Genomic DNA, 12,328 nt, shown 5'->3' on the forward strand with positions numbered 1-12,328 from the left:
ATAAAATAGACTAGGTTTAATACTTACTTCCAACAACTATAAGGGAACGTTATGACTGATTTTATTAAATCAAAAGCGGCTATCGCTTGGGGTCCAAATCAACCACTATCAATTGAAGAAGTGGATGTAATGATGCCTAAAAAAGGCGAAGTGCTTGTAAAGATTGTTGCTACAGGTGTTTGTCACACAGATGCATTTACTTTATCTGGTGAAGATCCTGAAGGTATTTTCCCAGCAATCCTTGGCCATGAAGGCGGCGGTATTGTTGAAGCTGTAGGCGAAGGCGTCACACATGTTGAAGTAGGCGATCATGTTATTCCTCTTTATACTGCTGAATGTGGCGAGTGTAAGATGTGTAAATCTGGTAAAACAAATTTATGCTCTGCGGTACGTGAAACGCAAGGCAAAGGTTTAATGCCAGATGGCACGACGCGTTTCTATAAAGATGGTCAACCAATTTATCACTACATGGGTTGCTCTACTTTCTCTGAGTACACTGTATTACCTGAGATTTCACTAGCTAAAGTAAGCAAAGAAGCCCCGCTTGAAGAAATTTGTTTACTTGGTTGTGGTGTAACAACTGGTATGGGCGCTGTAACTAAAACTGCAAAAGTTCAAAAAGGCGATACTGTTGCTATTTTTGGTCTAGGCGGCATTGGTTTATCGGCGATTATCGGTGCGAAAATGGCTGGCGCAGGCCGTATTATTGGTGTTGATATCAACACAAGCAAGTTTGATCTTGCTACTAAATTAGGCGCAACTGATTTAATCAATCCAAATGACTACGACAAACCAATTCAAGAAGTCATCGTTGAAATGACTGACGGTGGTGTTGATTTTTCATTTGAATGTATCGGTAACGTTAATGTAATGCGCTCTGCCCTTGAGTGTTGCCACAAAGGTTGGGGTGAATCAGTGATTATTGGTGTTGCAGGTGCAGGCCAAGAGATCTCGACACGCCCATTCCAACTGGTAACAGGTCGAGTATGGCGCGGTAGTGCGTTTGGTGGTGTTAAAGGTCGCTCTGAACTACCAGAGATTGTTGAGCGCTATATGAATGGTGAGTTTGCGTTAAATGATTTCATCACACACACCATGAAACTTGAAGATATCAATGAAGCTTTCGACTTAATGCACGAAGGTAAGAGCATCCGCTCAGTTATTCATTATTAATCTTTTAATTTGGCGTTAGGTTAATGCCTAGCGCCTTTGTTTCAAGGATTTGGTTATGCTAGAAAACATAAGCTCAACAAAAGTCAGCGGTGGCTGGCATAAACAATATACCCACCAAGCTACCAGTACACATTGTGCTATGCGCTTTGCGATATTTTTACCACCCGGTGCCAGCGAAACGAATAAAGTGCCAGTGATGTACTGGTTGTCAGGTTTAACCTGTACCGATGAAAACTTTATGCAAAAAGCCGGGGCATTTAAAAAAGCGGCTGAACTGGGTATTGCGATTGTCGCTCCAGATACTAGCCCGCGTGGTGATAATGTTCCTGACGATGAAAACTACGATTTTGGTCAAGGTGCAGGCTTTTATGTCAATGCGACTCAAGCGCCTTACAATGTGCATTACAACATGTACGACTATGTTGTGTCTGAATTACCTGCACTTATCGAAGCACACTTCCCTGTGACGACTAAAAAAGCCATTGCTGGTCATTCTATGGGTGGTCACGGCGCATTGATGATTGCACTAAAAAACCCGAAACAATACGTCAGCGCCAGTGCTTTTAGCCCGATTGTTAACCCGATTAATTGCCCTTGGGGTGAAAAAGCGTTTAGCAATTACCTAGGTAATGATAAAGCAAGTTGGCTTGAATACGACAGTTGTGAGTTAATGAAAAAAGCCGTCGCTGATGATTATTTACCGATTCGCATTGATCAAGGTGAGGCCGATAACTTCTTAACTGAGCAACTCAAAACGGAGAACATATTTGCTGTCGTGAATGAGAAAGATTATCCAGCCGAAATTAACATGCACGCAGGTTATGATCATAGTTACTTCTTTATCAGTAGCTTTATTGACGAACACCTAATGTTTCATCAAACGTATCTGTGATTAATATCTAATTTTTAGTGTGAGGGCTTAGCTTCCTCACACTCTTTAATACTTCGTGTGATTTGCCTGCAAACTAACTTTGGTTGTTCCTCTTTGGGTTCGAGTAAACCTATTACAGCGCTATCAATTTCAAAGCCTAACTTTGCAAATGAAAAGCCCTCAGAGTCCGTTACTGTGCTGTTAGTTTGATTTGCATTTGTGGTTGCAAGGTTTGTTGGTTGTGAGTTTTTTGCATAGCCATCTACTATTGACCCCGCCACTGTACACCCCACTAATTGGTAGCTAACAAAGCAAATAACAAGTTTTGAGAAGTTAATCTTCATTATTAAAACTATCCATTAATGTAGGTCTTTTTTTCGGCTCAGCTTGAACCTCAACACATTCATTTACTGCGCGACTTATTTGACGACATTTAAGCTCAACATCTTTACCTTTGCTACCATTCTCTAGACCTTCAATAATCGCCTTGTCGATTTCGTAACCTAGCATTGTCATGGTCATGCCATAGTTAACTCGGTCATTATCTTTTTTATCTGCATAGGCGCTTGCAGGCTGTGCTTGGCTAGAGGCCCCGCCAATACCATCTGCAACTAGACCAACTGCTGTACAGCCACTAAGTAAACTAAAAGGTAGCATCACATACAAAAATTTAAGCATCGGTCCTCCAATACACTTAAGCTTATTTTATAAGCATAATGAAAAATGCATAATTTAACTGTAAAAAACTGTAAATTAATCACAAATATCGCGAATAAACTCTTTTAGAAACCCAACTAACTGCAATAGGAATATTAATAAGAAAGGTAAAGCGCCTAAAATTGCAACGCTTCGATTTAATGGCTCATCTTGTAAAAGTAAAAGAGCCAAGCTGCATAAGAATAATGCCAAACACCAAGTGTAAAGGGTCACTCGATTGCTAGGATCAGCTCCTACAAGTTCCCTTATGACTAAAATTGCAGAGTCAGCTGATGTTGCAACAAATATCAATAGTAATAACAAACTAGCCCAAATAAACACGGTTCCTTGCCAACCTAATTGATTAAAAAAGACAAATAATCCTTGGCTGTAATCTTGTTTTATCGCTACTAAAATACCCGCTTGATTGAGTCTATCCCATTCAATTGCTGCCCCAGAAAAGGTCGCAAACCAAATAATAGTCACTAAAGTAGGAATACACACAACCGCAAAAATAAATTGCCAAACCTTACGCCCCTGACTTATTTTGGCTAAAAAAACACCAACAAATGGACCCCAGGCTAACCACCAAAAGTAATAGTTATATGTCCAATGAGTGGCCCAATCCGGCGCTTTTAATTGGCTATCAAATTGCCAAGTTCCAGTTACTAGCAGCTGTAAATAATAGCCAGTTCCATCTAGAGCAATTTTTATAATTGGCTCAATCGGCACCACTGTTAATAACCAGACCAACAAACTGAATGCCAAAATCACATTAAAAATGCTTAGTGATTGTACGCCGCGACGTAAACCAAACTTTACTGATAGCGAATATATAACTGTTAATAAACAAACGATTAATGAGCCAACTAATAAAGTAGAAGTAACTCCCAACTCTATCTCAACCCCTTTACTTATCAACAGAGTTGAATTTGCTATAGTGCCAACTACACCAAAAAATATCGCGAGAACAGCAATTAATTTTACAATAAAAGAGACTGTAAATTTTGTTGATTTATCAAACCTGTTACCTACTGCAGTAAGAACAGGCGAACAAATATCACCAGTCTTACCACTATATTGAGTTAACCCACCAAGCACTAAAGCAAATACCGCATAAAGTGCCCAAGCATGAGCCCCCCAATTAACTAATGTTAGCGCCAAGCTACTGGCTAATCTATCTGGATATAAGCTTTGTTTAAGGGGCGGGTCAAGCGAATGTAAAGCAGGCTCCGCAACTCCCCAAAAAACTAGGCCAGAGCCCATTCCCGCAGCAAATAACATAGCAAACCAGCCAAAGTTAGAATACTCAACAACAGCATCTTGCCCACCTACTTTACGGCTGCCTAATGGACTAATAGCTAAAATTATGATGGCGAACAATAAAAAATTCACCATTAAGAAAAAACTACTCCCAATCCAATCTAAAACCGTTTGTACAAAAGGCTGTACTTGTTCAGTGATAAAACTAGGCAAAATTACAGCAATGAGCGCACCTAACATACACAATGCGAGAGCAGTTTTTTCAAGAGATGAGGTTGTATGTTTCAAACTGAAGCCTATTTATTTAGCGTGTTTAGCATACTGTCTGTATGCTGAAATTTCAAACAGCCAAAAGACTGAAAAAATGACACAGTAGTGCGTAAAAATCGCAAATTATATCAAGCTCTACTTTTAAAAACCCGGCTACATGTCCCTAGTTTCCTCATTTTAATTAATTTGCTGATCGGGTATTGAAATTGCAACACTCGGCTATTAACAAAAAGGAATTGATTATGGACTTTAATCTTGATTGGCACGAGATCCTCGATAACCTAATGCACCTGGGGATTGCCTACTTACTTGCCCTACCCATGGCATTTGATCGAGAAAAAACGAGTAATGGCGCAGGTCTTCGTACTTTTCCATTAGTTGCTGTTGCATCTTGTGGCTATGCATTAGTTGGAATGTCTGTTTTAACTAGCTCAGAGGCTGAGTCAAAAGTACTCGAAGGGATTATCACGGGTATTGGTTTTATTGGCGGTGGCGCCATTTTGAAGAACAAAAACTCTACTTATGGAACAGCCACAGCAGCCAGTATTTGGAACATGGGACTTATTGGCATTGCTGTGGCATTTAGTCGTTACGAAATCGCCTTTCTAATGGCATTAATTAACTTCGTAACGCTAAGATATGTAAAGCGTTTAAAGTAAACAATTAACTGGCGTCATATTTTGAATTAACAATAGCATAACCAGTTTGTTTTACTTTAATCTCAGCAGAATTTGTAGATTTAACTAATAAACCGCAGCGTCGGCTTTGTTCATCAAGCACATAACTCACTGAATCATTTGCTTCAAGGTCTATTACTTGATCAGCACAACGGATCTGTAATTTAGATACATCACGTGCGCCCTCTATCTTGATAGAACCACGAGATAACGACAAATATGAAAGCTTATCCTTTGAGACATTAATTTGTGAATTGATCTGCGGAGTACGAGCTAATAAGTCATCAATTTGCTTAATTGTGGCAAGTTTGTTTTCTTCTGAAAACTCTTTTCCTTCTATATTATCTAATGCATCAATGGCGTTGTAAGCAAGATTGAAGTCACCCTTGAAGCTGTACCATTGTAAAGCGCTTTTAGCGACTAAATACTGTATATCTGTTGGCAACTTATTTCGTAGTAAATAGGCAATAGACAGCTGCTCATCAAAGCCAAACCATTGTTGTTGATGGTAAAAAAATTGGCTTTTTAGCCATGCAAATAACGCCTGTTCAGAGGTGTTTTTAGTGTGATCTTTATATAGCTTGGCTAATGCTTGCTCAGCTTTTTTAAATTCCTTTGCTTGCAGCATTTTATTGATTTCATCGTACTCATTGATAAAACCACGGCTAGCTTTATCATTTGAGTAGCCATTAAAATACTTACCTACTTCAAAAGAAAACAGATAACCACCTTCAACTGTTTCACCTTTTTTAGTCGCGGGTGCAAATTCTAAGTTCGTTAAATATTTCTCTGCGTTTTCTTCACTACCACGAGTATCAGATGCCATAATCACTTCGATATCTTTAGCTTTACCTTGTTTGTCCACTACATAAGACATTAAAGCCCAGCCCTCTAAACGAGAGCCATTATAACTACCTGGATAACGCGGATTTGTATTTTTTACGATATAGGCGGAAGTTGCTGCTTGAACATCAACACCTAAATCATTGACGTCTCTTGCTAAAGCCTGTGTTGGTAATGCGATAAGTGAACAAAGTACAGCGAGTTTAGTAAATTTAATCATGAGTAATTGCTCCAATTCCCTTTGATAGGAACATTTATAGCACTAAAAAAGGCGCTTTAAAAGCGCCTTGCTGTCAAGAATGTACTTAAACAAGTCTTGATCTTAAAACATGTCCGAATAAGGGTTTGATTTTGATAATAAAACCTTTTTATCAAAACCTGGGATTGTCATTGAGTCTTGGCAAATTTTGATGTCATTTTCATCAATTAAGCCGTCACCAAAGCGATAAATAAGCTCATAATGACCTAAATCAGCCTGTTGTTGGTAATCAGCTTGAGCTTGAGCTACTTGAGTATGACGATCCTGATATTCCGCCATAACCACATCACCATGACGCTTTGCTAGCATTTGCAATGTAATTGCTGGAGATAAAACAGTCGCCGTTGCGTTGTTACCACCAAACCCTTTTGAATTTATAAATGCAATGTCCATTGCATCACATTGATAATGTTCTGTGCGAATATCTAAATGCTCGCTATAAACGTCATCAGCCACTTTATCGATTGTAGTAATCCCTGGCATAATGTTATGACTAAACACGCCTAATGCCATGGCTAATTGATCACCACTGGCTGGAGCAATAGTATGCCCAACATACGCTTTAGGAGCTGCAATCTTCCAATTATCAATAGCAAATGTCTGTGCTACCTTATGGTAAATTAATGATTCTGTTACGCGGTTTTGAGGCGTGCTTGAGCCGTGAGCCAATATAAAGCTACGTTTTTGTACCGCTTCTTGACCAACAATACCACTAGCTAGTGCAACAGATTTTGCCATTGTAATATAGTTACCAGGGCCCGGTGCTGTGATTGATTTTTTAATTCCATCAGCATTTACGAACACATCCGCAACGCTACCTAACACATCAGCACCTAACTCTAATGCCAATGCATCATCCATTAAGATAGCAACCTGTGCACCTTCACCAATTGTAAAGCCACAGTTTTCACCAAATGGACGGCTTGTACGGCGATGATCAACGACTTCTGAATTATCAAGGCGCTTTAGGCCCTCTTCATTTGCAAGTGCGCTCATATTACCAAAGCCTTCAACAATTTCTGGCGTAATAGCACACTCTACTGATGCCACAATCGCTACTCGCGTGCGACCTGCTTGAATATCGTTTACAGCAGCACGTAGGTTATATAAAAACGTGGCACACGCGCCTGATGTGGTAAAGGTCGTACCCACGTTACCTGTTACATAAGCATTGATAAAGTCGGTCGACATGGTGTTTAAGCCAAGTGCAAGCTGTTTTGTACTAACGCGATCACCTTGTTGACGCGCACGAATCAAACCACCAAAACCTTCATCATCAACTTGCCCAGCAACAGAGGCTGAGTAAGTACCAATTTGATCAGGCTCAACACTGTTCATTACCTGCTGCCACGGTAGACCAGTCGAACGAATTGCATCAGTTGCAGCAAAGATAGTTGCTTGCAGACCTCTAGGCTGGTAGCGGCTGTTATACATAGCTGAAGGTTCGAAACCTGTCGGTAGTTGACCCGCCGCTTTAATTGGATTATCGCGGGTACTGTCATGTTTAATAGCAAGATCAGCACTAATAGTTACTTTTACTTTTTTATCGCTCAACTCCTCAATGTGCCAGCTACTAGGTACAGGGGTTGGTAAATCACGGCGACGCGTTTCAAAAACTATTTGTTGTTCATCTGACGCTGTTAACGTCATTTTTTGCTGCCACGGAGTCGCATCAACATCGAAGTGATTTTTTTCAATTTTGCGAATAAGTGTGCCAGCTAAAATTTGTTCACCGAACTTAGCTTCGATATCTTTTTCAGCAACTGTATTGCCTTGAGCATCTTTAAGTACACCTTCAGTAAGGGTGACTAAGTTCATTAAAGTCGCTAAGCCTAAAAATGTCTCCTGACGGGCTTTAGCGTCCAAGCTGTCTAACACGATACGACGATAACCTTGATGAAAAGAAGTGCGGCCAGCGGCATTAATACCACCCATACCAACAATAACGGGTAATGCTGTCATAAAAAACCTTGAGAAAACGTGTTATGAGAATTAAACCAAGTTTAAATGGATTAACTAATACACTTTGTGCTTAAATAGCCAAATAACCTGCATAAAAGGCCAAAAACAACTGGTCGGAGCAATTTCAGTGACGAAACTTCAACATCAAAAAGCCATAGAAATTAGTGTTTTGGTTTATCCACACTTACTAATAACTAGTTTAACCTTACCTATAGAAATGCTTAGAGCCGGCGAGGCCTTTGCCAAAAGCCATCATCAGCATAACGAATTTAAACCTCTCAACATCAACTTAGTAGCAACTAGCATAAAAGCGATCCCCAACCGCACGGGGCTAGCAATAATGCCCGATTGCGAAACTGCCTCAGCGCCAGCTAGTGAGTTAATTATTGTCCCTGGTATTTGGCGCAACCCGCGACCTGTAGTAAGCAAACAGCAAAGCTTGGTTGACTGGCTTGGCGATTCTTGGCGGCAAGGCAGTCATATCATTGGTGTAGGTACTGGCAACTGTTTAGTTGCTGAGGCTGGATTACTTGATGGTCACCCTGCTACCACCCACTGGCATTACGCAGAGCAATTTAAACGTGACTACCCTAAAGTGCAGCTTAAACCTGACTTTTTTATTACTCAATCTGAGCGTATGTATACAGTTGCCAGTTTAAATGCCCTTGCAGACGTTATAGTCCATATTATTAGCCAATATTATGGTCGAGCAGCAGCGCAACATGTTGAACGTAATTTCTCTCATGAGATTCGTAAGCCCTATGAAGATCAACGTTATCTAGAAGGTGCGGTTGATAAGCACCCTGATGAACTTATTGCGCAAATTCAATTTTGGCTGAAAAACAATTTAACCTCTGAACTGACCCTGCAAGAAATTGCGGCGCAATTTAGTTTAAGCTACCGCACCTTTACACGCCGCTTTCGTCAAGCCACCAGCCAAACACCCGTTGAATATTGGCAACAGCTGCGTGTTCAAACGGCAAAAGAGTTATTAGCCTCATCAAATTTATCTATTCAAGAGGTAGCACTAGAAGTCGGATATAACGACCAAGGTCATTTAACAAGGGTATTTAAGAAAGTGCTTTCACAAACACCAAGTGAATATCGCACAGTAGTTAGGCGTAAACTGTTTGGTTAATTAATAAGAAATTACTGATTGAAGAACAATAAAATCTGATATGGAGCATTTATGTTGCTCAATTAGAATTTGTTACTAAGCTATCACTTAGTAGTATTTGTATTTAATTGAGTTCAAATAATGTATCAGCCTGATTATGATGAATTAGTTGAGAGTTGGAATAAAACCCTTGAAGTATTAGCACTGTTTGCCGATGTGCCTGTCGCTTTAGTAATGAAGGTCGAAAATAATATTATTAGTGTATTTTCTAAAAATGCAAACCAATTAAACCCATACGAAATAGGCGACAGTGAAAAGTTTAAGAATTCAGGCCTTTATTGCGAGCATGTTGTAAAAAACCAGAAACTGCTGAATATACCTAATGCACTTATTGATGATGATTGGAAAGAAAACCCTGATATCAAGCTCAATATGGTTTCCTACTTAGGTTTGCCCATTTCTGCTGGCGATACAACGCCATTTGGTACAATATGTATCCTTGATAGCAAGCCCCATGAATACAACGAGCCAGTGATAAAACTACTCGAAACAATAAAACAAAGCTTTGAGACTCAACTAAAATTACTTTACCAACAGAAACAATCGCTTGAACAAAACCAATTTACTGAACTTGCCACTTTAATTCGTGGCATTGCCCATGAGGTCAATACTCCTTTAGGTAACTGCATAACAGCCGTTGATTTCACTCAACAAACAGTGACAGAAACTCAAAATAGGCTTACACAGAAATGCTTGAGTCAGCAAACACTGCAAAATACACTAAACACTTTGTTAGACACTCATGAACTAGTAAGTCGCAATTTAACTACTTGCGCCTATAAGATAAGAATTTTACAGGATTTGCTCTATACAAAATCACAATCAACTAAAACAATCATGACGTTAACTCAGCTTTCGGAGTCATTGTATAAGCATTTAGAAGAGCAAATAAAACATCGTGGTATCAAATTAGATATTAATTATCAAAACCCTCATAGCCAATTCGAAGTTGAAATAGACTTGCTAAAACAAGTACTTTTTATTTTGCAGCAAAACTCAATTGAGCATGCGTTCAACAACATCGAAAACCCTGCTATAGAAATTGATATTTATGATTTTGATGAGGTATTAAAAATTCACTACTCCGATAATGGCACCGGTATCAGCATAAGTGAACAAAACTCCATTTTCACCCCATTTTATAAAGGTAAAAACAACCAATCAGGTATTGGGCTTGGCCTCAGCATTGCGAAGAAAATAGTTACTCAACAACTACAAGGTGAAATCTGTGTTCAAGAAAGTAACAACGGCGCTCACTTTTTAATTAGTTTGCCGAAGTAAGTTTTAATGAAGAAATCATACTTTTTTACATTGATGTTATTTACTCTAATTTCTTCTTTTGTTGAAGCAGAGCCAAATTATGATGAAGTAAAGCAATTAATTAACAAGCACTTTATCCGTAAAAATGATTATTCAGACAAATCAGCCTATCTTGGCTATAAAACTCCAAACGTTGCAACACTTCTTAAATCACTCAATGAACCTCATACTTATCTCAAGGATAAAGATTCAAATATAATTTTTTTCAGCGCCAAAAAACGCTGTGTTAATAACAGTAAAATTAAGCTGAGTTTTCAAAAAGGTAAACTTGCTTATCTAAAAGTTTCCAGTATTGGTGCGACAACAACGGAAGAAAAATCTCAATATGTTCGTAATTCAATCAATAATATAAGATCTCAAGACAACGAGAATTCTCGATACTGGATTATTGATTTAAGAAAAAATAGCGGCGGCAATATGTGGCCGATGTTGCAAGCACTTTCCCCTTTTTTCGACGCTACACAAACATTAGGTGAATTCCATTTGTCATCTGGAAGCATTACTAGATTTGGATTTAAAGATGGAATAGCCCATGAAAGCACGCTACAAAAAATCAATTTTCAACCAGATACTTATCATTTAAAACATCAGCCTATCGGGATTTTTGTTTTGATTGATTCTAGCGTCGCTAGTTCAGCTGAAGCATTGGCAATTGGGCTATCTTCTCTTAATAATGTAACACTTGTTGGGGAGAAAACGTGTGGCTTAGCTACTGTCAATACTCCGTTTGAGCTCAGTGACGAAAGTATTCTTGTTTTAACAACAGGCGAGATGGCCAATATTCATGGGCAAACGTTTAAAAATGGAATCAAACCTAGCATGAGTAGTCTAGAATTTAGTACGCTAATCAAAGACTTTGGAGAATAAAATCTGACTAGTTTGTGGGCTACCTCTGTCCTCATAACCCACTATTGCATAACCATTTTTGATAAGCATATTCAGCATTGCAGGAAAACGGTTCATAGACTTAACCATTATAACTCGGTAATTATTGGTCTTAACCCAAGCTTCTTGCGCGTTTAATAATGATTGAGCTATGCCCTGCCCTCTACATTTTGGCGCAACTGCACCAAGCCAGCTATAAAAGGTGTTTGAATCTAGCTCATAACCCAGTTTGTAGGCCACAGGCTCATTTTCGATATAAGCAACTAAAGCTAGATGCTCAACATCTGCACACCGTGCTTGTAATTTACTGAGGCTATTTCGGCCATCAAACTCAGGAATTTGACTATCAACAAGTAACAAATCTTCTAAACAGGACGGCTTTATTGTGTAACAAGGCTCCATGAATCACTCTAATCTAACTTCTATTATCTAACTTCACTTTTCTTTTCGATAATACAACTTTGAATAGCGTTTTACACGAACATGCACACCGCGACCTAAGCTCTTAAATTTAGCTTCAAGTACATCTACGCCATATAAAATAACGACCACTAATACTGAAAGTTTAATTGCAGCTAACAAGTTATCAGTGGCAATCACAACACCTATAGAGGCTAATACCCAGATAGTTGCTGCGGAAGTTACACCAACTACCGCGCCATCTTTTGCAAGCATTACTCCGGCACCTAAAAAGCCAATACCGGTGATAATTTGGCCCACTACACGTGAATGGTCTATCACATCGCCATGCAACATAAATGCAGTAGCAAGAAATAAGTAGGTGCCTAACACAATGAGTGCGGAGGTACGAATACCAACAGGCTTACCGCGTAACTGACGCTCCATACCAATAATTGCGCCGCAAAATGCGGCGCTACCAATTGCTGACCAAGAATAAGGGGCAATATCAAATAAACTACTCAGAGTCACTG

The 12,328-nt window shown here is 39.3% G+C and carries 13 protein-coding genes; 6 read left to right on the plus strand and 7 right to left on the minus strand.

What is annotated here, in order from left to right; genetic code table 11:
• The first annotated feature begins 51 nt into the window (after positions 1–51).
• The gene (locus tag HYD28_11395) at positions 52–1,173 is read left to right on the plus strand and encodes an S-(hydroxymethyl)glutathione dehydrogenase/class III alcohol dehydrogenase (protein QLE09509.1); all 1,122 of its coding nucleotides are present in this window, start codon (positions 52–54) and stop codon (positions 1,171–1,173) included.
• Between the two features lie 55 nt (positions 1,174–1,228).
• Positions 1,229–2,065 carry an S-formylglutathione hydrolase gene (fghA, locus tag HYD28_11400; GenBank protein ID QLE09510.1) on the plus strand — a complete coding sequence of 279 codons (837 nt, stop codon included), beginning with the start codon at positions 1,229–1,231 and terminating at the stop codon, positions 2,063–2,065.
• 14 nt (positions 2,066–2,079) lie between these two features.
• On the opposite strand, the gene HYD28_11405 is transcribed toward fghA, so the two are convergent.
• The 3 genes from HYD28_11405 to HYD28_11415 all read right to left on the minus strand — a co-directional run bounded on the left by HYD28_11405 (position 2,080) and on the right by HYD28_11415 (position 4,243).
• Positions 2,080–2,325 carry a hypothetical protein gene (locus tag HYD28_11405; GenBank protein ID QLE09511.1) on the minus strand — a complete coding sequence of 82 codons (246 nt, stop codon included), beginning with the start codon at positions 2,323–2,325 and terminating at the stop codon, positions 2,080–2,082.
• A 52-nt stretch (positions 2,326–2,377) separates the two neighbouring features.
• Positions 2,378–2,722 carry a hypothetical protein gene (locus tag HYD28_11410; protein ID QLE09512.1) on the minus strand — a complete coding sequence of 115 codons (345 nt, stop codon included), beginning with the start codon at positions 2,720–2,722 and terminating at the stop codon, positions 2,378–2,380.
• 75 nt (positions 2,723–2,797) lie between these two features.
• A complete protein-coding gene (locus tag HYD28_11415) occupies positions 2,798–4,243 on the minus strand; it encodes a BCCT family transporter (GenBank protein QLE10542.1) in 1,446 nt (481 codons plus the stop codon).
• 272 nt (positions 4,244–4,515) lie between these two features.
• Here HYD28_11415 and HYD28_11420 point away from each other — a divergent pair, with 272 nt between their 5' ends.
• Positions 4,516–4,932 (plus strand): MgtC/SapB family protein, encoded by a 417-nt coding sequence (locus HYD28_11420; protein QLE09513.1) that lies wholly within the window; start codon positions 4,516–4,518, stop codon positions 4,930–4,932.
• A gap of 4 nt (positions 4,933–4,936) precedes the next feature.
• On the opposite strand, the gene HYD28_11425 is transcribed toward HYD28_11420, so the two are convergent.
• A complete protein-coding gene (locus tag HYD28_11425; GenBank protein QLE09514.1) occupies positions 4,937–6,013 on the minus strand; it encodes an energy transducer TonB in 1,077 nt (358 codons plus the stop codon).
• 102 nt (positions 6,014–6,115) lie between these two features.
• Positions 6,116–8,014, minus strand: coding sequence for a beta-ketoacyl synthase (locus HYD28_11430; GenBank protein ID QLE09515.1), 1,899 nt, complete (start codon positions 8,012–8,014; stop codon positions 6,116–6,118).
• Positions 8,015–8,135: 121 nt separating this feature from the next.
• Here HYD28_11430 and HYD28_11435 point away from each other — a divergent pair, with 121 nt between their 5' ends.
• The 3 genes from HYD28_11435 (at position 8,136) to HYD28_11445 (ending at position 11,378) form a co-directional block, all read left to right on the plus strand.
• Positions 8,136–9,152 (plus strand): helix-turn-helix domain-containing protein, encoded by a 1,017-nt coding sequence (locus tag HYD28_11435; protein QLE10543.1) that lies wholly within the window; start codon positions 8,136–8,138, stop codon positions 9,150–9,152.
• Positions 9,153–9,272: 120 nt separating this feature from the next.
• Entirely contained in the window at positions 9,273–10,472 is a 1,200-nt protein-coding gene (locus tag HYD28_11440) for a GAF domain-containing sensor histidine kinase (protein QLE09516.1), read from the plus strand.
• Positions 10,473–10,478: 6 nt separating this feature from the next.
• Positions 10,479–11,378: a S41 family peptidase gene (locus tag HYD28_11445; GenBank protein QLE09517.1), complete on the plus strand. Its 900-nt coding sequence runs from the start codon at positions 10,479–10,481 to the stop codon at positions 11,376–11,378.
• Here the strand turns inward: HYD28_11445 and HYD28_11450 are convergent.
• Complete coding sequence (locus HYD28_11450) at positions 11,355–11,798, minus strand: GNAT family N-acetyltransferase (GenBank protein ID QLE09518.1); 444 nt, start codon at positions 11,796–11,798, stop codon at positions 11,355–11,357. The genes HYD28_11445 and HYD28_11450 overlap by 24 nt on opposite strands.
• Before the next feature lie 33 nt (positions 11,799–11,831).
• Positions 11,832–12,326 (minus strand): MgtC/SapB family protein, encoded by a 495-nt coding sequence (locus HYD28_11455; protein QLE09519.1) that lies wholly within the window; start codon positions 12,324–12,326, stop codon positions 11,832–11,834.
• Between the last annotated feature and the right edge of the window lie 2 nt (positions 12,327–12,328).

The organism is Pseudoalteromonas shioyasakiensis (assembly GCA_013391845.1).
In the GTDB taxonomy this organism is placed as follows: Bacteria; Pseudomonadota; Gammaproteobacteria; order Enterobacterales; family Alteromonadaceae; genus Pseudoalteromonas; species Pseudoalteromonas apostichopi.